The organism is Nitrosomonas sp. (assembly GCF_022842015.1).
Lineage (GTDB): Bacteria > Pseudomonadota > Gammaproteobacteria > Burkholderiales > Nitrosomonadaceae > Nitrosomonas.
The window spans coordinates 1-19305 of record NZ_JALHQJ010000061.1 but is presented as its reverse complement, the minus strand read 5'-3'; the positions used below and the strand labels follow the sequence as shown (position 1 = coordinate 19305).

Genomic DNA, 19305 nt, shown 5'->3' with positions numbered 1-19305 from the left:
AAAACGATATTTGACTGTTCTAAACGAGTTGTGAGAGAAATTTGACTGCCTGCAGGCGATGCTTGAATTGCATTTTCCAGAAGATTAATTAGTGCACCGCACAAGGCTTGGCGATCGGTTACCAGAAATTCGCCTGCGCTATTCTCATTCACCGTGAATTGCAAACCATGTTGTTTCATTTGCGGCTCGATAACCTGTTGTAACTCTGCTACTAAGCCACTGATTGCAACAGTTTCAAGTGGGCTTGTTTCACCTTTCACAAAACGCAGCATGTCTTTTGTTAAGTGCTCCAGATGATGCAAGCGTTCAATCGTTTTTGCAGCAAGTTTTCGTCGTTCGTTCGAAGCTAAGGCATCACTTCCCAGGTGATTGGCGTAGATTAATGCGGTTGAAAGCGGGGTACGCAATTGATGCGCAAGATTCGCTGCCATTTCTCCCATAGCGGTTAGCCGTTGATTGCGTCTGATTTGCTCCTGTACCGCATAAGCTTCAGTAATATCGTTGATTAACAGGATTCTTCTTCCGGCTGAGTCGGTCGCGCTGCTCTCGATCCGGATGCGCCGTTGCTCGGATGTTGTTTGCAATGTAACGTGCCATTCATTAACCAGCCCTGTAGAGGATAATCGTCTCTGAGACACCTGTTGCCACGTCATACCCAGCAAGGGATCCCCGAGTATATCGATTGCCGCCGGATTGACTTGCTCGATGCGTTCTTGTGCATCAAGTGAAATCACTCCGCCCGGCAAGGCGTTTAACAAAAGGCTTAATTGCTGCGATAAATTTTCTTTCGCAATTAGTTGCTTGTGCAATTCGCCATTTGCAAGTGCCAACTCCTGAGTCAATTCCGCGACTTGTTGCTGCAATTCCTGATAGGCACTGGATAACTGCTCTGATGCCTCATTAAATGCAGCAAATGCAAGCTGTAGTTGCTCTGGATCTAATGGTATCGATTGGATGTCAATAGATTTTCTTGTTTGCACTAGTGTAGATTAACCATTGGTAGAAGTTGTTGATAGCTTAGCATTGTTACCCGTTCTGATAATGACGCGAATAAGGCAGGCAAAGCTATTCTTTTTAAGCAATCAGATTTTGCGAATTTATCGATAATCATCACATTAATAAAAATCTATTCAGAACTTAAGTGATCCAGTTATAAACAGCTATTCTTACGGTATTACTTTATAGGGATTGAATCGAAATGCTGAAACGTATTGCTTGTTAAGCGACAATGATTTTTGCAAACATAAGTTACGTAATTTTCTGGTAAAAACACACTCCAATTGAGAAGTGATTTGGGAATAAGTAGGAGAAGAGTAAGTGGCAACAGTACCTAGTGAATCCAATGCAACTAACCCCGCTACAACAAGCAGGCTAGAACACCTTAGTTCGCTGTCTAATCAAAAAAAACTTGGATTGATTATTGCTGTAGCTGCAGTTATTGCCTTATTTTCGGGTGCTTTGATGTGGAGCCAAACACCGGAATATCGTGCCCTTTATAATAATTTGTCGGATCATGACGGCGCTTCCATTATCAGCGCATTGCAACAAATGAATGTGCCCTACAAGTTTTCAGAAGGCGGGGGTACGATTCTGATTCCTGAAAAACAAGTTCCCGAAGTCCGCTTGAGACTGGCGGGTCAGGGATTACCCAAAGGAGGATTGGTTGGATTTGAATTAATGGAGAACCAGAAATTTGGTTCCAGTCAATTTCTTGAGCAAGTTAATTATCAACGTGCACTAGAAGGCGAATTGGCACGCTCGGTTCAATCATTATCAGCAGTACAAAGCGCACGCGTACATTTAGCGATAGCCAAACCATCTGTCTTTTCAAGAGAAAAACAACAACCCAGTGTTTCTGTATTACTCAATTTATATCCTGGCCGTGTACTGGGTGTTGAACAAGTCAGTGCAATCGTACATTTGATGGCCAGCAGTGTACCGAGTTTGCCAGTAAAGAATGTGACTGTTATAGATCAAAATGGAAACTTGCTCAGCACTCAAAATGATAAAAAAGAAGATTCCAGATTTGATGCCAAGCAATTGGCGTATCTACAGGAACTTGAAGAAAACTATATCCGTCGCATTGAAACCATATTAACACCTATTACCGGAGCCGCTAATGTACGCGCACAAGTCACGGCTGACGTTGATTTTTCTCGCATCAAGCGTGCAGAAGAAACTTATCGACCTAATAACACGGAAACGGATCGCGCCTCGATTCGAAGTCAGCAAACGCATGAATCTGTGTCTATAGGCTCAAAATTCGATGGAGGAATCCCTGGGGCTCTGACAAACAGACCGCCAGAACCAGCAATCGCGCCAATCGAAGTTGGGGGCAAGAAACCCGCTGGAAATAAAGCTGGGGATGATGAAGAGGAAAGTGATAATACTCCGCCGCTACCTACCGATACAAAAAAGGAATCGACAATTAATTACGAGGTTGATAAAACTATTCAGCATACGCAACAATCAACCGGAAATATCAAACGATTATCCGCTGCGGTTGTCGTTAATTACCGCAAGAAGGTGGATGAAAACGGAGAAATCACGTATGAACCGTTAAGTGCCGAAGAAATTAAAGAAATTAATAATCTCGTCAGAGAGGCTATGGGCTATAACGAAAAAAGAGGAGACTCGCTAACTGTTACTAATGGCTTATTCACAGGAGAAACTGAAACAGTTTTGGAAATTCCTTTCTGGAAAGATCCAGACGTTATCATGCTGACAAAAGATTTTGCGAAACAATTATTAATCATAAGTGTCGTTCTGTTTTTCTTGTTAAAAATTCTTCGACCATTTCTCAAGAGTCTGGCGCCACCGCCACCAGTCCCGGCTTTGACCGATAAAACAACTCAGGTCGCCGCTGATGGAACTGTATTGGAGCAATTGCCGGGACAAATGGATGGAACGGCGATGCAGGCTATTCAGAAATCGATGTACGATGCAAATCTCAAACGTGCTAAACAATTGGCCCTAGACGAGCCATCCATTGTCGCTAATGTTGTTAAGGATTGGATGGTTAAAAATGGATGACGAAGGACTCAAGAAGAGTGCAATTTTGCTGATGACCTTAGGCGAACAAGAAGCCGCATCGGTGATTAAATTATTAGCACCGAAAGAAGTCCAAAAACTGGGCGAGACCATGTCTACGCTGCAGAATATTACTCGGTCAGAAATTGAAAACATAGTATCTGAATTCTGTGATGAAGCTGAGGGAAAAACTACCTTAGGACAGAATTCGTCAGATTACATCCGCAAAGTCTTAACCAGCGCATTGGGTGATGAAAAAGCTGCCAGTCTTATAGATCGAATTCTACAAGGTGGCGATACCAGTGGTATCGAAGGACTGAAATGGATGGATGCAGTCTCAGCAGCTGAATTAATTAAAAATGAGCACCCACAAATTATCGCCACTATCCTCGTTCATCTGGAACGCGATCAAGCCTGTGAAATTCTAGGTCTGTTTACTGAGCGCTTACGTAACGATACGTTACTACGCATTGCTACACTTGACAGCATTCAACCTGATGCATTGCGTGAGCTGAATGATGTATTAACAAAATTGCTATCGGGCAGTGCCAATATCCGCAAAGCGGCTATGGGCGGAGTTCGAACGGCTGCCGAAATTCTCAATTTTGCCCCATCGGCTCACGAAGCCAGCGTTATTGAAAATATTAAGCAGTACGATGAAGAATTAGCACAAAAAATCATGGATGAAATGTTTGTATTTGATAACCTGATTGATATAGATGATCATGGTATTCAACTACTGCTCCGGGAAGTGCAATCAGAATCGTTAATAATCGCTCTGAAAGGCGCACAAGAAGAGTTACGTAAGAAGATTTTCAAGAACATGTCGCAACGTGCCGCTGAAGCCCTTCGTGAAGACCTTGAAAGTAAAGGTCCGGTGCGTATTTCTGAAGTCGAAGCCGAACAAAAAGAGATTCTTAAGGTTGTACGTCAATTGGCGGATGATGGACAAATTGTTCTGGGCGGAAAGGGTGATGATGGTTTTATCTAGCCAACAGTTTTTCCGTTAAATTATTTAAATCAATAACAATGGCTTCTGGCTATTTAGTTCGAAACTCAAGGCTTGCCGATGATAACAAATAATTTTGTTCCAAAAGAGGATCTCAAGGCTTATCAACCCTGGGAAATGGATTCTTTAGAGGATTCTGATTTATTGATAAAAACTCAGGAAGCTGAGAATCATTACCCAGAAGATGAACAGAAAAGAGTAGCACTGCCAAACGAGGAAGAAATTGCAGCAGCTTATCAGCGTGCTAAAGAAACCGGTTATGCAGTAGGACTACAGCAAGGCCATGCGGCCGGATATGCTGAAGGCAGGGAAGTTGCAGAAATAGAAGTGAAGGTAGAAGTAGCTCGTATTCAATCACTACTCGCAAAACTGACCCAGGATCTTCAGAACATGGATCAACAGGTTGCAGACAGTTTGCTGGATTTGTCGATTGCACTTGCAAGGAAGTTGGTCACGGAAGCGTTAAAGCTAAACCCTAAATTAATCATACCTATTGTACAAGAGGCTCTTCGCAACTTACCTCATTCAATGCAAAATCCGCGCCTCTATTTAAACCCAGAAGATGCAAAACTGGTTGCCGCACATCTTAACGAACAGGCAGAACAAGATAACTGGTGTATCCGTGAAGATGAGCAATTATCTCGAGGTGGTTGCCGTATTGAAGCGGATGGTAGCGAAATCAACGGAAGTATGGAAATTCGCTGGCACAGAGCTCTATCGGCCATTGGTCACGATGATAAGTGGCTTGAGATGAAAGACTAGCATGTCACGTCATGAACAATGGAGTAGTTTCTTAAAGAATTGCTCTCAAATCATTAATCCCACCAGCCCTTTCTTATCAAGCGGAACAGTAACCAAGGTTACGGGATTGGTCATGGAAGCAGTAGGACTCAGATTAGCTGTTGGGAGTAGTTGTACTGTTTTCTTATCAAACGGGCAAAATGTTTCGGCTGAAGTTGTAGGGTTCTCTGGAGAGCGTTTATTCCTAATGCCATCGAGTGATGTCTATGGACTATCACCGGGTGCAAAAGTATTTCCTTCAGAAGTTGCCAGCGAGCCCCCCCGTATCGGTAATCTTCAACATCCACGAAGACGCGCTGCGGATCGTGCGAAGCATGTAATTGTTGGGCCAGAGTTACTGGGGCGCGTATTAAATGGTATGGGTGAGCCGCTCGACCGGCTTGGGCCAACCCATGCAGAACATAGCGTGCCCCTCTACAGTCGTCCTTTTAACCCACTAGAACGATTTCCTGTCAATGAACCACTTGATGTTGGGGTACGTGCCATTAACACACTGCTTACGGTAGGAAGAGGGCAGCGCATGGGGCTGTTCGCAGGAAGCGGGGTAGGGAAAAGCGTATTACTAGGAATGATGGCACGCTATACCACTGCCGATGTGATTGTCGTCGGTCTAATCGGAGAGCGGGGGCGCGAAGTTAAGGAATTTATTGAAAATATTTTAGGGGAGGAAGGGCTCGCACGCTCCGTGGTTGTTGCCGCACCTGCGGACACATCACCATTGTTACGTCTACAAGGTGCTGCCTATGCAACAGCTATTGCCGAATATTTTCGAGATAGCGGCAAGCATGTATTGCTCATCATGGATTCATTGACTCGTTATGCCATGGCACAGAGAGAAATAGCTTTGGCTATCGGCGAGCCTCCAGCCACTAAAGGCTATCCGCCATCAGTATTTGCCAAATTACCCCAATTAGTCGAACGCGCTGGTAACGGTAGTCAGAATAGTGGCTCAATTACAGCTTTTTATACTGTGTTAGCAGAGGGGGACGACCAGAATGATCCAATCGTGGATAGCGCCCGCGCTATTCTTGATGGTCATATTGTTTTATCACGAAGATTAGCGGAAGCAGGACATTACCCAGCAATCGATATCGAGGCTTCGATCAGTCGCGTGATGACCAGCGTGGTGCCACAGAAACAAATTGAAATGGCACGGCAATTTAAAAGTCTGTATGCACGCTATCAACGCAGTCATGATTTGATCAGTGTTGGCGCTTATGTCGCGGGTACGGATCCAGAACTTGATCGAGCCATTCGGCTTTACCCCGCATTCGAAAAATTTTTACTACAAACCATGTCGCAATATGAGAATTCTGCCGATAGCCTTATGAAACTAAAAAATTTATTTGAGAATGAAAATAGTAAATACAGCGCCTAGGGAAAAACATCATTATGTCGACAAATTCATCGCTGAGAATTCTTCTGGATTTAGCGCAACAACAAACGGATGCTTTAGCAAGAAAACTCGGTAAGCTGAATATCCAACAGCAAGAAGCAGAAAAAAAATTAAATTTGCTTCTGCAATATCGTCATAGCTATCAATTGCACATGCAGGATTCAACAGGAACCGGAATCGACCATATTGAGTGGCTTAATTATATTGCTTTCATGAACAAACTTGATGCCGCTATAACAGAGCAGCGCCAGGCAGTAATATTTGCCCAAAAAATAAAAATTGCTGGAGGGGATGAATTTCTATCCAGTCAACAAAAATTAAAATCCTACGATACATTGTCGCAACGTAAGAAAAAAGCAGAAGATTTAATGCAAGTAAAAAACGAACAGAAAATACAAGATGAATTCGCATCAAATTCCTTCTATCGCAACTCGCATGCCCCCAAAGACAGCTAGCCACATATCTGCACATGTCACACTGGTATGAATATTGCTTTTTGATTGGTAGCTTTATAAATCGTATGAGACCCAAAATTTATGTTAAACATATCAGTCGCACCTCAAATTAATTCTTCAGCTGAGAATAATATTGCAGCTACGATCAATTCAAATTCATCAGGAGCAAATGAATCTGACAGCGAAGAGTTTGGAACAGTTTTGCAGCGTGAAGTATCTGAGGCAGAAAACAAGCATGAGAAAAACAGCACATCCACTGCGAAAGAGCGCTCTGACAGCACAGCATCTCCAGAAGATAGCGATAATGATGATGATGCAAATGCAGCCTCAACCGTACCTGAAACAGTAATTGCGGGTGGAACAGCCAACTTTATTCAAGCTCTGCTAAATAATTCGACCCATCAAATCAACGTTAATCTCTCGCAAGTTCCAATGGAGTCAATACTCGATCCCAATACAAAGTCAGGGCTATCGAATATGCCGCAAATATCAACCACGATATTTCCGAATTCATTAATTCCACAAGATGGTGAGCCGACTCCGAGTTCAATGGCTGCAACGGTGAATCCCATGCTTCAGCAAAAACTGATACAGCCTAACTTAATCACGAATGATTATTTTTCGCTACCCAGTAATATCTGGCAATCATTGAATTCGGCAGACTCTGCCGTTGACGGCAATTTATTGTCATTTTCTTCAGAAATGAGCGTAATTACCCAAAGCCCCCCAGTGGAATCGATTTTTTCGGCGCGTAACGAATCATTCACATCACAATCATTCAGTTCAACTGGTACTGGTACAGTAAATACCGTACCGCAGGATATTCATGTCGACCTTCCAATAAATCAGCCAAAATGGGGAGGTGAATTTGCACAAAAAGTAGTTTGGTTGACTTCTCAGCAAAATCAGGTGGCTGAGATCCACCTGAATCCAGCGCATTTGGGGCCTGTCGAAGTGATGTTAACGATCACGCAGGATCAGGCAACTGCACAATTTGTGTCTCCACATTTAGCGGTGCGCGAAGCTATTCAGGAAGCTTTGCCAAGGTTAAGAGAGATGATGGCTGAAAACGGTATCCAATTAGGCAATGTAATGGTTGGCGCCGATTCCTTTCAACAAGAAAACAAACAACAGCAGAGTTATCAATCAGCAAAAAATACAACCAACATACTTGGCGCTGAAGCGGAGGCTGGCAATCAAATTGAAACCATTACTACGCCTAGCAGGCATCTTGGCATGGTCAACACTTACGCGTAATATTTCAATAATGCTCCGTTTGATTTCTAGGTATTTACCCTCATGTATTTGAGTTATCGGATTGTCGGGAAATAGCCAGAACAGCAATTATCCGACAATCCCGTCATCAATCACGCAAACAAAAATTGGATTGTGTAACAAATAAAATTTGTTTTCATATTCATGCAACTGCCGTCTCTTTCTAAAAACCGAAGTCTTTAAATACCTGCTTGGTCGCTGATGAGTTTCAGTATCTGAAAATAGCGACACTATTTCATTGTTATTTGACATATCAGTTTGTTGCTCCGTCGAAGATAATAAATTTCGTCTAATAGCGGAGCTGAACTAAATGTCAAAATCTAATGAAACACCGCCTGCTGCAGAAGGCAAAAAGAGCAAGAAGGGTTTGATAATTATCATTTTGATTGCAATCGTCGCGCTCGGCGCTGGTGTGGGTGGTACATGGTACTTCATGCAAATGTCAGCCGACGAGGACGGCGAAACTGAAAAACCCAAGCCAAAAGCAAAACCAACCACCTTTATAGACCTTGAGATTTTTACTGTCAATCTTCAACCGGAAGAGAACAATCAATATTTGCAGGTGGGATTAACCGTCAAAGTCAGAGAAACCGAAGCTGTGCAAGAAATAGCCAAACAAATGCCGTTGATTCGCAATCGTATTCTTATGTTGCTTTCCAGCAAGAAGGCGGCTGATATTTCGAGCATTGCTGGCAAGCAACAGCTAAGCCAGCAGATTTCTGATGAAATCAGGCATTCACTTGATTCCGAAGATCTGCAAGAAGACGTACGAGAAGTATTATTCACATCGTTTGTAATTCAGTAAGTCGAACATGGCTGAAGATTTTCTCTCTCAAGATGAAGTTGACGCACTTCTTAAAAGTACCACGGGTGAAACCGATGAGATAGTAGAAGAGGTAGAGACAGGTGGTGTCCGTAATTATAATCTTGCGACACAAGAACGGATTGTTCGAGGACGGATGCCCACCTATGAGATTATCAATGAACGGTTTGCAAGATTATTACGTATCGGCTTATTCAATTTTATGCGCCGTACAGTGGATATAGCGGTTGGTCCGGTTAAAGTAATCAAGTTTAGTGAGTTCGTGCGTAACCTGGTCGTACCAACTAACCTCAATATGGTTCAAATGAAACCATTGCGAGGTACAGCATTGCTTGTTTTCGATCCCGATTTAATTTTTCTGATTGTGGATAACTTGTTTGGCGGTGATGGCAGATATCACACGCGCATTGAAGGAAGAGATTTTACCCAGACAGAACAGCGCATTATTCAGCGTTTATTAGGTGTGGTTTTTGAGGAGTACGAGAAGTCGTGGAAATCCGTTTATCCTATTCATTTTGAATATGTTAGATCTGAGATGAATCCTCAGTTTGCTACGATCGCCACACCGAACGAAGTGGTGGTTTGCGTGACTTTTGATATTGATTTGGGAAATAAAGGAGGAGGATTGCATGTTTGCATTCCATACTCCATGGTCGAACCCATTCGAGATACCTTATACAGCGCATTGCAAGGCGATCATTTAGAGATCGATAAACGCTGGATCAAATTAATGTCGCAGCAAGTTCAAGGCGCTGAAGTGGAATTAGTTGCAAACATTGGATGTACAAAAGTTACATTTGAACAGATTCTGAGCATGCAAGCTGGGGACATTATTCCACTCGAAATCCCAAAATCTATTTCAGTATGTGTTGATGGTGTACCTGTAATGGACTGCCGCTACGGCACTATGAATGGGCATTATGCACTGAGAGTTAATTCAATGATTTCTAGATCAGAATTCGAATAATTTATTGGAGAACAAGATGTCAGAATCAACAGAAAGCGCACAAGCAGAACCCGATGACTGGGCAGCAGCCATGGCTGAACAAGCGACAGCTTCACAAATCGATGCACGTAATGACAATGAAGATGCTACCGATGATTGGGCAGCGGCCATGACTGAACAGACAACTGCCGAGCAAAGTCACACAAATTCTCTCGCAGAGACTGACAAAGGGCAAAAAAGATCTGCATTTGGTCCACAGAATGCTAGCGCATCAGTATTTCAGGAATTCTCAAAAGATGGAGAATCGCATGGAGCCCGACATGACATAGATTTGATTCTGGATATTCCAGTACAAATGACGGTGGAACTCGGTCGAACCAAGATTGCTATCAAAAATCTATTGCAACTTGCACAAGGCTCTGTAGTAGAGCTTGACGGCATGGCCGGTGAGCCTATGGATGTACTGGTTAATGGTTGTCTAATTGCACAAGGTGAAGTTGTGGTCGTGAATGATAAGTTCGGCATCCGCTTGACCGACATCATTACACCTAGTGAACGAATTCGCAAACTTAATCGCTAGAGCTCATAAAATGCTAAGCCGTTATTTGCTGTTTCTCATTGTAATCGCTCCATTCCCGGCCATTGCCGAAACTGGAAAGCCAAGTTACATCTCCCCTCCCCCCGTGATCTCAACCGAGAGTACGTTACAAATGATGGGCGGGCTACTGCTGGTATTGGCGCTCATAGGCGGTATTACTTGGCTGCTTAGGCGATATTCATTGATACCGACTGCCACCGCAGGCGTTGTCAAAGTTGTCGCAACTACCGGAGTGGGTCAAAGAGAGCGGGTGGTAATAGTCGAAATTGATAACACTTGGCTGGTTCTTGGCGTGGCCCCCGGTCGCGTGAACAAATTACACGCAATGACTAAGCCTACGAATGAAGCGTCCGTTCCGATATCGCATGGGTCATCTCCTTCCCCGGTCTTTGCCGAGCAACTTAACCAGAGTATAAAAAAAGAAAATGCATAACAAGCTTCCTGAATTGATTATTCATTTACCTTCACACCTCAGTAAGATTATCTATGAATTGTCATCATATCTCTCGCGATATCTGAGCAGAATAAGAATGCCTCGATTATTCCAGATAGCACTTTTCTTTGCCGGTTTCATTGCTTTACCAGCATTTGCACAACAATCTGGTTTTCCAGCATTTACCAGCACATCTAACGCAGATGGAAGTGCCACCTATACATTGAGCTTACAAACGTTATTGTTGTTAACGTCACTGACATTTTTACCTGCCTTGGTACTAATGATGTCAAGTTTTACCCGTATCATCATTGTGTTGTCGTTTCTTAGAATGGCGCTGGGTACGCAATCTTCCCCACCTAACCAAGTGTTGCTTGGATTAGCTTTGTTTTTAACTTTCTTCATTATGTCACCGGTTATTGATCGTGTTTATTCCGAAGCTTACCTACCTTTTTCTGAAGATAAGATAAGCATTATGGAAGCGGCTGAAAAAGCCAGTGTGCCACTGAAATCGTTTATGCTGCATCAGACTCGGGAAACGGATTTAGCGCTTTTTATTCAAATCTCCGAAAGTGAAGAGCTTGAAAGTCGCGATGAAGTACCACTGAAAATACTGGTTCCAGCATATATTACCAGCGAACTGAAAACGGCATTCCAGATTGGTTTTGTTATTTTCATTCCATTTCTGATTATCGATTTAGTTGTTTCCAGTGTATTGATGGCTATGGGTATGATGATGCTGTCTCCAATGATTATTTCACTACCCTTTAAATTAATGCTTTTTGTTTTGGTCGATGGCTGGCATTTAATTATTGGCTCATTGACTCAAAGCTTTTATACCTAAAAGGAAACCTACTATGACCCCAGAAGGTGCGATGACCATCGGTCGGCAGGCGCTTGAAATCACATTCATGATTTCCGCCCCGTTACTGCTCGCGGCTTTAGCAACGGGCTTGCTCGTCAGCATTTTTCAAGCGGCAACTCAGATTAACGAGATGACCTTGTCATTCATACCCAAGTTATTAGTCATGTTCTTGGTTATGGTACTGGCAGGACCGTGGATGATTGCTGTTATGACAGATTATATGCAACGACTGTTCACAAGTATTCCGTGGTTGGCAGTCGGTTAAGATTTAATAGTCAATTTAACTTTCTTTAGCCAAGCAAGCAATGGGCTAATAGCATGATCAATATAACCACCGCAGAATTAAATACCTTACTAGCAGCATTTATTTGGCCGCTGAGCAGAATTCTGGCGTTGATCGCAAGCGCCCCCATATTAGGAAACCCCAGTGTCCCGGTCAAGGTAAAGCTGGGCTTAGCAATTATGATTACGACTCTAGTCCTGCCATTAGTCGAGAAATCATTGCCGCAAATTGATCCTGCATCCGGGATTGGCTTAGTAATCCTACTGCAGCAGGTGTTGATTGGTGTGGCCATTGGATTTGTCATGCGCGTTGTTTTTGTTGCTGTCGAAATGGCCGGCGAATTAATTGGCTTGCAAATGGGACTGGGCTTTGCATTATTCTTTGATCCCCAAAATTCTGGTCAGATAGACATTATCGGACGCTTTCTGGGAGTGATCGCCAGCTTGGCATTTCTTGCCATGGATGGCCACTTAATGATGATTGCTTTAATTTCACAGAGCTTCAACACCCTACCCATAGGCCCGACAGCGATAACAGATGCAACATTCACTACACTTGCAAACTGGGGAGGAGAAATTTTCAAATCCGGATTGCAATTATCACTACCTGTTCTGACAGCATTACTGATTACCAACCTTGCTCTGGGCATCCTAACCCGGGTCGCACCACAATTAAATATCTTCGCAGTCGGTTTTCCACTAACCCTAGCCATTGGTTTCTTTGTTTTAGGGCTTAGCATGCCTTTCTATACTCCCATTCTGGAGTATTTAGTACACGATGGTTTGAATCTGATGATGGGTATCCTTAACATTGATGAAATCAATATGCCCTAGAAGAAATAAAATCTTTCTCGAGATAAGTTTTACTATAAATTGATTTATTTTTTTTGATAAACAGGCAATATTTCCCTTCTTTTTCAAGACAAATCTATCGTCCAAAAGCTGCTAAAGTAGTTATCTATTTTCTGGAAATTGTTTATTCATATCACTGCCGGTTTGGTTAAAATTTATGACATTCAAGTCACGCTTATTCAATTCACTGCGCAAACTTTCTTCATCGACGGAATCACATCCAGACGATGCGGTTATCTTGTCTACTGATGATTCAGAGTATTGCGAGATGTCGAGTGATGATCAGCAGTTTGCGTCAGCAGATGAAGTCAAACAATTGCTTGATACTGCATTCCGTAATCGACTTAGTGTTGAAGATCAAGCGATCAAAGAAGCACATAGGCGAATTAAAGCAGAAAATATTGCCAAAGTGACTGCTGAAGCGAGAGCCCGAGCAGAGGCCAACGCCAGAATTGCAGCTGAAACCCGAATCCAAGCCGAAGCAATGGCAACTGACCAAGCTCGAGCCAGAGCAAAAGCTGAAGCATTAGCATTTCGAGAAGCCAATACTCTCCGCGAACTTGAAATAAAAGCCAAACTGCTTGCGGAAGAGAAAATAAAGGCTGAAAAGGCCTTAAATGCATTATTGGAAGCCAAAATCAAAGCCGAAGCTTCGATTGTTGAGAAAATGCAAAAACGTGTTGAACAAGAAGCGACAGCGCTGGATAAAGCGCATGCAGCTGCACAAAAAGAAAAAGAAGCTACAGAAGCAGCGAAATATCGGGCTCAACTAGCAAATGATGCGCATTCTGCCGCACTAGCTGCGATCGAAGCAGAAACCAGCGCAGCAATCATGGCACAAGCCAAAATTCGGGAAGCGCAAGAAATCATGGCGTTGTCTAAAGCACATGAAGTAGCTGAAAAACAAGCTCTCGATGAATTTCAGATGCGTTCACGAATTGAGTCACAAACCTTGGCACAGGTTTCTCGGCGCTTGGAGGAAGAAAAACGAGCAAAAGAAAATGAGGAAGAACGGCTAAAAGCTGAAACGATCGCTACCAATGCGGCAGTGGAAAAAGCAGAAACTGAAGCCATCGCAGCCGAGCAAGCTAAGAAGAGAACCGAGTTAGATATTCAGGCAACAATTGCTGCACGTAAAAGATTCGATGCAGAAAAAGCTGCGGCAGAAATAGCCGAATCCATTATTGCCAATGAAAATGCAGCGACTGAAGCTATCAAGGCACGACTGGCTCTAGAATCTGAGTTGCTAGAGGAAGCAAATCAGCGGATGCGGATTGAATCAGAAACATTAGCTGCTGCAGAAATGACTTTGCGAGCAGAAAAAGAAGCCACAGCCATTGCAAAAGAGAAGCAAAAAATCGAAACTGCCGCGACCAAAGAATATCAGAAACGTGCCAAAGCAGATGAGGAAGCGATCAAAGAGGCTAAAGCGCGCGCTGAAGCTGAAAAATCCGCACGGGATGCTGCAAAAAGCAAGACAGAAGCTGAGATACGATTAACAACAGCCGCAGAAGCAAAGACACAAATGGATATCCTTGCAGCTCAAGAAACTAATAGCAAAGCTGATTTGGAACAACGCCTGCAAGATGATGCAGTAATCCGTGCCAAGGCGATAATGGATGCAAAGCAAGCAGTGGCTGAGCGTCTTGAGATTGAGCAGAAAATTACAGGATTGGCAATCACTAGAGCGCAAGCCAAAATTATGGCCGCCAATAAAGCCAGAGCGCAACTTGAAGCTGAAAAGAATGCCACTAGAATTGCATTGGAGAAAGCCAGAAAAGAATCAGCAGCTCTGCTTGCCATGCAAGAACGTATAGCCTTGGAATCAACTGCATTGGAGGCTGCTGCTGCCAGAGAAGCGGTTGAGACTATGGCTAAAGAAGCGCTGCTTGTCCGCTCTCAAGCAGACAAAGAAGCGACTGCTGCAGCTACTATAAGAATACGAGCAGAGATCGCCGCCGCAGAACATTCTCGCAATAAAATGACTTCGGGCACAAAAAATCAACTACCGAGCAGTTCAAAATCAACCACCGCAATCGCAGGTTCGCCTCCTAGTAGATCTAAAGCTTAGTTTGCAATTTCCTGTAACTTTATTGTGAGGGCAGGAGCCCACCCTCGCTGCTCAATCAGCAGTATCAGATTCGGTGAATAAGCTTCCATTGTCCACGGAATCTGCATTTAAGTTTAGCTTATCTCGGATTTCCCCATTAAAAGAAATCCGAGATAAAAGAAAAACTTGTCCGTTTAACAACAAGCTGAAAATGGCCTGTGAGAAACAAGTCATTTCACGGATAAACTTAGGTACACCAGCTGTTACTTGATCTAACAATTACTCAATTTGACGCAACGACTATCAGATCGAGTGTGAGCTGCTGCATTTATCCAGATATTCTATATTCTGTACACTCACCGCAGAATTATTCGTTCAAATCACATTCTCGAGCAATACGTGCAAGATCCAGCAAATTACTTGCACCTGTTTTTTGCATAATCTTGGATTTATGGATCTCAACAGTGCGATGACTGATGCCCAGACAACAAGCAATCTGCTTGTTACTATGCCCTTGGACCGCCAAGGTCATCACCTCGCGTTCGCGGTCAGTAAGCTTCATTAAGCACGATACCATTTCTTTATTACGTGCAAAGTCACTAATATTTTTCTTGGCTTCCGCAAAAGCTGCGTGCACACAGACCAGCAGTTTTTCCCGTATTACTGGTTTCGTCAGAAAATCCACTGCTCCCCCTCTGATTGCCCTTACACTCATCGGAATATCACCATGTCCGGTAAGAAAAATGACGGGCAACTCAATCTTGCGCCAAGTAAGTTCCTCTTGTAGCCGCAGACCATCTATTCCGGGCATTTTCACGTCAATGATAATGCAGCCAAAGAAATCGGGGTGATAAGCACTCAGAAAAGCATTTGCGTGCTCGAAAGATCGCACGCGCATGCCTGCCTGTTCCAGCATCAGCATAAGGGAATTTCGCACGGCTGCATCATCATCTACAATAAAAACAATGGGTTCATGCATGATCATGACGCAAAAGGCAAAGTAAACTGGAATTTAGCGCCTGGCCTTGTATCCGGATCTAGCCAGAGATAGCCGCCATTGGTTTCAATCAATGTACGACTAATGGCCAGCCCCATGCCGATACCTGTTGGCTTGGTCGTAAAAAAAGGCTCAAATATGCGTTTTGCCACTGCGGGTTCAAGACCCGGGCCGTTATCCTGAACAATCACTAAAGCCACATTGACTTCATTCATAGTTTGCACCTTAGTAGAAACCGTTAAGGCAGGTAAATCCACGGCACGCATAGCTTCGTCAGCATTCCTGAGTAGGTTCACCAAAACTTTTTGTACTTGTGTGCGATTACATCGAATAGCCGGAAGGTTTTGCTGCAAATGCAACGTGACATGAAACCCACCGTGACCGTCATTGCGTACAATGCTTAGCGCGTCATGTATTACCTCGTTTAGATTTAACCGCTCGGTTACCACCTCACCCTTCTGGAGAAAAGCTAGCAGTTCATGCAAGCTGCGGCCAGCACGTTGCGCTTGTTCCACACATCCTTCAAGCGCTCTTATTAAATGACCAGAATCAAGATCATCATTATGTATCGCATGAAGGGCCACCTCGCTATAAGCAGAAATTGCCGTCAGCGGTTGATTAAGCTCATGAGCAATCGCTGAGGCCGTGCGTGCCGCGACTTGTTGTTTAAGAATACTCTCAGCTTCGTCGCGCTGCGTCTGAAGTTTTTTTTGGATATTTTTTTGCTCTGTGACATCGCGGGTGATGCCTACGAGTCGATTTGCCTGACCGGCTTCAAAATAAACTTGTCCCATTGCAGCTATCCAGAGCTCAGCACCATTAGCGGTATTTACAACGCGATATTCTGCTCTGTATTCGCCGTTACCGGCAGGATTCATTGCACAATCTATAGCTTCTTGTCTCGCTGCACGATCTTCCGGATGTATCCTCGCGACAAACTCCTCGTAACTTATGGTACTTTCAGAAGGCTCGCCCCAGAATTTACGCATTTGCTTATCCCAGTATACGATATTGCGTTTAATATCGTAGTCAAATATACCCAAGCCCGCAGCCTGTTTGGCTAAATGCAGGCGTTCTTCACTAACGCGAAGCGCCTCTTCGACATCAAGATTCGAGTTTGCAACATTAAATGAAACCATTAATAAATCCGTTGCTGAACTTTTATCGGATTTAATTGAACATTCAACATTATTTCCTTCTCCTGCTGCTGTGTCCAACTAGTAAATTGCCATCGCTTTCGGATCGGCTCACAAGTGCCCTAGAACAAAGTGCTTAATAATACCGATACTGCTTCAGGTATCGAGCCACTTGCAACAATTCGATCTCTAAACCGTTAGCCCCTTTTGCAAAACAACCAAACAGCAGCGCATTCGCTGCCGCATCAAACAAAGATTCTAAATTTTTCAATCCCTTAACGCATCAATCGAACCAATCCTATCTCTTAAAGACCTCACTTATACTTACTCAAAAGCCTGAGATGGATACTGATTCTACTATATAAATTTACGCATATAAGGGTTTACCCTTACGCGTCAGCACGAATATTGCCTCCCGCACTTCTCCAGTAATATTTGGAGTCAGGTTTTTCTGATAGCGATTATAAAGGAGGCAAGCAGATGTTCAGTAAAAATAGACTATTGGTCTACTTGATAAAGTTTTCATTATTTGGATATTTTTCTTGGATTAGTGGTGTTTTTGCCGCAGAAACAAAAAGTACGGAAATAGAGAAAGCCAAAAACTTTTCGGTTCTTGCCAGAAACCACAAGACACCCAAAAAGACTAATGGAGCGCCATTCAGTGCGCAGGAAACCGTGGGGGAAACTCGATTTGACTATGATAATCTAACTAGAATCATGGAAAATCATAAAAATCCACTTTCTGCTATAACGCCGGATTGGCTCGATTTAGCAGTTGAGCACCGAACACGCTATGCTGCCTACGATAATGGTTTCACGAGGAATATTCCGGGCTTTAATGATATGGTTCATCAGCGGACTAGATTTCTAATGGAAATCAAGAATATTATTGACCCCCTTAAGTTTACACTCGAACTGACGGATATACGCGCTCCCTTAGCAAATTTTGGGCAGGGCCAATCAAATGTCTTTGCTAATCATTTTGATTTTACTCAACTTCATCTCGATTATTTATTCAAGAATTTTTTAGGAACAGGTTATAACGCAACATTCGAAGTGGGTCGATTTTTACTGGAAACAGGAGAAGCGCGCCTGTTAGGAGGCCATCGGTGGGGAACCTTAACGCCCACTTTTGATGGGATACGGCTTGTAGTAGGAAACGAGCAAGAGAAATGGGGATTGCAAGTATTTGGCACCCGTCCGGTCAATAGGGAACCAACGCATATGGATTGGAACACGCCTGAAACTTATTTTTCAGGTTTGCAGATTACTAACCGTGACCTACCCTGGGCTAACTTTGATTATTATTTCCTGCAATTAAATGAAGGGAACAAGCTCAGGAAACGCAATCTTTCCACTACAGGCTTTAGATTGTTTGCCAAGCCAGTGGCAGGACAGGTGGATTATGAAATTGAATCCATGTATCAGTTTGGGGATACTCAGAATACCAAGGTTTTTGCGCATCGCCATCATGGCGAAATAGGTTATAGCTTTAAGACTGCAATGCCCTTAAGGTTAGTTTATCTATTTGACTTCTCATCAGGAAGCCAAGATCCCAATAAGAATTTTGATATTTTGTATGCAAAACGTCGTGTGGAATATGGCCCCACTGGTATGTTTGGACCATGGTTTCCTTCCAACCTGTTTTCACCCGTCGGTTTTCGTGCAACCTTCATACCGCGTCCTGATGTCAGGCTTATGATGTCTCATCGCGCGTATTGGTTAGCCAATAAGCATGGCGCATATGTTGGTAGCGGCCTGCAAGATCCAACTGGCCAGGCTGGAACTTTCCTGGGCAATATGCTTGATATTAGTGTGGGTTGGGCTCCTCAATGGAGTTATCTAAAACGCATGAGCTTTGATATAGGGTATAGCCATATATTCAAAGGCGACTACTTCGATAAAGTCCCACAAAGCCCGGGTATGGCGGATACGAATTATGGATATACCATGGTTACTTTTAAATTTTAATGCTTCGCATCAGAAATATTATTATTAATAACAATTTATTAAATTAAACTTTTCGTGTTCTTCAAGTGCTATGCATATAATTCGTGAAAAAAATTTATTCATTTTTTCAATGGTGTAGCCCCTTTTTGATTTATTGCTACACGACTAAAGTTTTAATCGCTTTTAAAAAGGAATCGTCGCATCCAGCGAGAACAGAAACTGATCTTTCCTTCCGTCAAATGGACGGAATGCCATGTCGATACCATCTGCACGATCGTAGCGGATGTTTTGAGGTATGCTTATTTTCATGGAGTCCGAAGTTTCATAAAATGAGAACATGAAATGGAGGATGGAGATGGAATTACCCCGCGCACAATATAGCCAGGAATTTAGGGAGCAATCAGTTA

General features: G+C 43.3%; 19 protein-coding genes. 15 read left to right on the top strand and 4 right to left on the bottom strand.

The features are described 5' to 3' along the window. Positions 1-980 (bottom strand): histidine kinase dimerization/phospho-acceptor domain-containing protein (locus Q0C11_RS11335; protein ID WP_293008046.1); only part of this gene is annotated, 980 nt, incomplete at its 3' end. Positions 981-1317: 337 nt separating this feature from the next. On the opposite strand from Q0C11_RS11335, the gene fliF reads away from it, so the two are divergent. The 14 genes from fliF to Q0C11_RS11265 all read left to right on the top strand — a co-directional run bounded on the left by fliF (position 1318) and on the right by Q0C11_RS11265 (position 14836). Further along, positions 1318-3033, top strand: a complete 1716-nt coding sequence (gene fliF, locus Q0C11_RS11330; RefSeq protein WP_293008045.1) for a flagellar basal-body MS-ring/collar protein FliF — start codon at positions 1318-1320, stop codon at positions 3031-3033. Beyond that, entirely contained in the window at positions 3026-4021 is a 996-nt protein-coding gene (fliG, locus tag Q0C11_RS11325; protein WP_293008043.1) for a flagellar motor switch protein FliG, read from the top strand. The genes fliF and fliG overlap by 8 nt, the downstream gene beginning before the upstream one ends. A gap of 78 nt (positions 4022-4099) precedes the next feature. Next, entirely contained in the window at positions 4100-4801 is a 702-nt protein-coding gene (locus Q0C11_RS11320; protein ID WP_293008041.1) for a flagellar assembly protein FliH, read from the top strand. 1 nt (position 4802) lies between these two features. Further along, positions 4803-6218, top strand: coding sequence for a flagellar protein export ATPase FliI (fliI, locus tag Q0C11_RS11315; protein ID WP_293008039.1), 1416 nt, complete (start codon positions 4803-4805; stop codon positions 6216-6218). A gap of 14 nt (positions 6219-6232) precedes the next feature. Continuing rightward, positions 6233-6691 carry a flagellar export protein FliJ gene (gene fliJ / locus Q0C11_RS11310; RefSeq protein ID WP_293008037.1) on the top strand — a complete coding sequence of 153 codons (459 nt, stop codon included), beginning with the start codon at positions 6233-6235 and terminating at the stop codon, positions 6689-6691. An 81-nt stretch (positions 6692-6772) separates the two neighbouring features. Then, positions 6773-7948: a flagellar hook-length control protein FliK gene (locus Q0C11_RS11305; RefSeq protein WP_293008035.1), complete on the top strand. Its 1176-nt coding sequence runs from the start codon at positions 6773-6775 to the stop codon at positions 7946-7948. 328 nt (positions 7949-8276) lie between these two features. Continuing rightward, a complete protein-coding gene (gene fliL / locus Q0C11_RS11300; RefSeq protein WP_293008033.1) occupies positions 8277-8771 on the top strand; it encodes a flagellar basal body-associated protein FliL in 495 nt (164 codons plus the stop codon). Positions 8772-8778: 7 nt separating this feature from the next. Beyond that, a complete protein-coding gene (gene fliM, locus Q0C11_RS11295; protein WP_293008031.1) occupies positions 8779-9756 on the top strand; it encodes a flagellar motor switch protein FliM in 978 nt (325 codons plus the stop codon). A 16-nt stretch (positions 9757-9772) separates the two neighbouring features. Continuing rightward, complete coding sequence (gene fliN, locus Q0C11_RS11290) at positions 9773-10315, top strand: flagellar motor switch protein FliN (RefSeq protein WP_293008029.1); 543 nt, start codon at positions 9773-9775, stop codon at positions 10313-10315. A 10-nt stretch (positions 10316-10325) separates the two neighbouring features. Beyond that, positions 10326-10766: a flagellar biosynthetic protein FliO gene (gene fliO, locus Q0C11_RS11285; protein WP_293008027.1), complete on the top strand. Its 441-nt coding sequence runs from the start codon at positions 10326-10328 to the stop codon at positions 10764-10766. Between the two features lie 97 nt (positions 10767-10863). Beyond that, on the top strand, positions 10864-11610 hold the full coding sequence (gene fliP / locus Q0C11_RS11280; RefSeq protein WP_293008025.1) for a flagellar type III secretion system pore protein FliP: 747 nt from the start codon (positions 10864-10866) through the stop codon (positions 11608-11610). Positions 11611-11623: 13 nt separating this feature from the next. After that, positions 11624-11896 carry a flagellar biosynthesis protein FliQ gene (gene fliQ / locus Q0C11_RS11275; RefSeq protein WP_096292894.1) on the top strand — a complete coding sequence of 91 codons (273 nt, stop codon included), beginning with the start codon at positions 11624-11626 and terminating at the stop codon, positions 11894-11896. A gap of 53 nt (positions 11897-11949) precedes the next feature. Further along, positions 11950-12747, top strand: coding sequence for a flagellar biosynthetic protein FliR (gene fliR, locus Q0C11_RS11270; RefSeq protein WP_293008019.1), 798 nt, complete (start codon positions 11950-11952; stop codon positions 12745-12747). A 175-nt stretch (positions 12748-12922) separates the two neighbouring features. Next, on the top strand, positions 12923-14836 hold the full coding sequence (locus Q0C11_RS11265; protein ID WP_293008017.1) for a hypothetical protein: 1914 nt from the start codon (positions 12923-12925) through the stop codon (positions 14834-14836). Positions 14837-15182: 346 nt separating this feature from the next. On the opposite strand, the gene Q0C11_RS11260 is transcribed toward Q0C11_RS11265, so the two are convergent. Continuing rightward, positions 15183-15794 (bottom strand): response regulator, encoded by a 612-nt coding sequence (locus tag Q0C11_RS11260; protein ID WP_293008015.1) that lies wholly within the window; start codon positions 15792-15794, stop codon positions 15183-15185. A gap of 2 nt (positions 15795-15796) precedes the next feature. After that, positions 15797-16951 carry an ATP-binding protein gene (locus Q0C11_RS11255; RefSeq protein ID WP_293008013.1) on the bottom strand — a complete coding sequence of 385 codons (1155 nt, stop codon included), beginning with the start codon at positions 16949-16951 and terminating at the stop codon, positions 15797-15799. Positions 16952-17428: 477 nt separating this feature from the next. Between Q0C11_RS11255 and Q0C11_RS11250 the strand changes: the two genes are divergently transcribed. After that, positions 17429-18919 carry an alginate export family protein gene (locus Q0C11_RS11250; RefSeq protein WP_293008011.1) on the top strand — a complete coding sequence of 497 codons (1491 nt, stop codon included), beginning with the start codon at positions 17429-17431 and terminating at the stop codon, positions 18917-18919. 162 nt (positions 18920-19081) lie between these two features. Here the strand turns inward: Q0C11_RS11250 and Q0C11_RS11245 are convergent. After that, a partial coding sequence (locus Q0C11_RS11245) for a hypothetical protein (protein WP_293008009.1) occupies positions 19082-19305 on the bottom strand: 224 nt, incomplete at its 5' end.

Bases quoted from the DNA above. Each gene is read 5' to 3' on its own strand.
- Q0C11_RS11260 (WP_293008015.1), bottom strand. From the start codon at position 15,794: ATGCATGAACCCATTGTTTTTATTGTAGATGATGATGCAGCCGTGCGA.
- fliM (WP_293008031.1), top strand. From the start codon at position 8,779: ATGGCTGAAGATTTTCTCTCTCAAGATGAAGTTGACGCACTTCTTAAA.
- Q0C11_RS11255 (WP_293008013.1), bottom strand. From the start codon at position 16,951: ATGGTTTCATTTAATGTTGCAAACTCGAATCTTGATGTCGAAGAGGCG.
- Q0C11_RS11320 (WP_293008041.1), top strand. From the start codon at position 4,100: ATGATAACAAATAATTTTGTTCCAAAAGAGGATCTCAAGGCTTATCAA.
- Q0C11_RS11250 (WP_293008011.1), top strand. From the start codon at position 17,429: ATGTTCAGTAAAAATAGACTATTGGTCTACTTGATAAAGTTTTCATTA.
- fliQ (WP_096292894.1), top strand. From the start codon at position 11,624: ATGACCCCAGAAGGTGCGATGACCATCGGTCGGCAGGCGCTTGAAATC.
- fliG (WP_293008043.1), top strand. From the start codon at position 3,026: ATGGATGACGAAGGACTCAAGAAGAGTGCAATTTTGCTGATGACCTTA.
- fliO (WP_293008027.1), top strand. From the start codon at position 10,326: ATGCTAAGCCGTTATTTGCTGTTTCTCATTGTAATCGCTCCATTCCCG.
- Q0C11_RS11305 (WP_293008035.1), top strand. From the start codon at position 6,773: ATGTTAAACATATCAGTCGCACCTCAAATTAATTCTTCAGCTGAGAAT.
- fliP (WP_293008025.1), top strand. From the start codon at position 10,864: ATGCCTCGATTATTCCAGATAGCACTTTTCTTTGCCGGTTTCATTGCT.
- fliR (WP_293008019.1), top strand. From the start codon at position 11,950: ATGATCAATATAACCACCGCAGAATTAAATACCTTACTAGCAGCATTT.
- fliJ (WP_293008037.1), top strand. From the start codon at position 6,233: ATGTCGACAAATTCATCGCTGAGAATTCTTCTGGATTTAGCGCAACAA.
- fliI (WP_293008039.1), top strand. From the start codon at position 4,803: ATGTCACGTCATGAACAATGGAGTAGTTTCTTAAAGAATTGCTCTCAA.
- fliN (WP_293008029.1), top strand. From the start codon at position 9,773: ATGTCAGAATCAACAGAAAGCGCACAAGCAGAACCCGATGACTGGGCA.
- fliL (WP_293008033.1), top strand. From the start codon at position 8,277: ATGTCAAAATCTAATGAAACACCGCCTGCTGCAGAAGGCAAAAAGAGC.
- Q0C11_RS11265 (WP_293008017.1), top strand. From the start codon at position 12,923: ATGACATTCAAGTCACGCTTATTCAATTCACTGCGCAAACTTTCTTCA.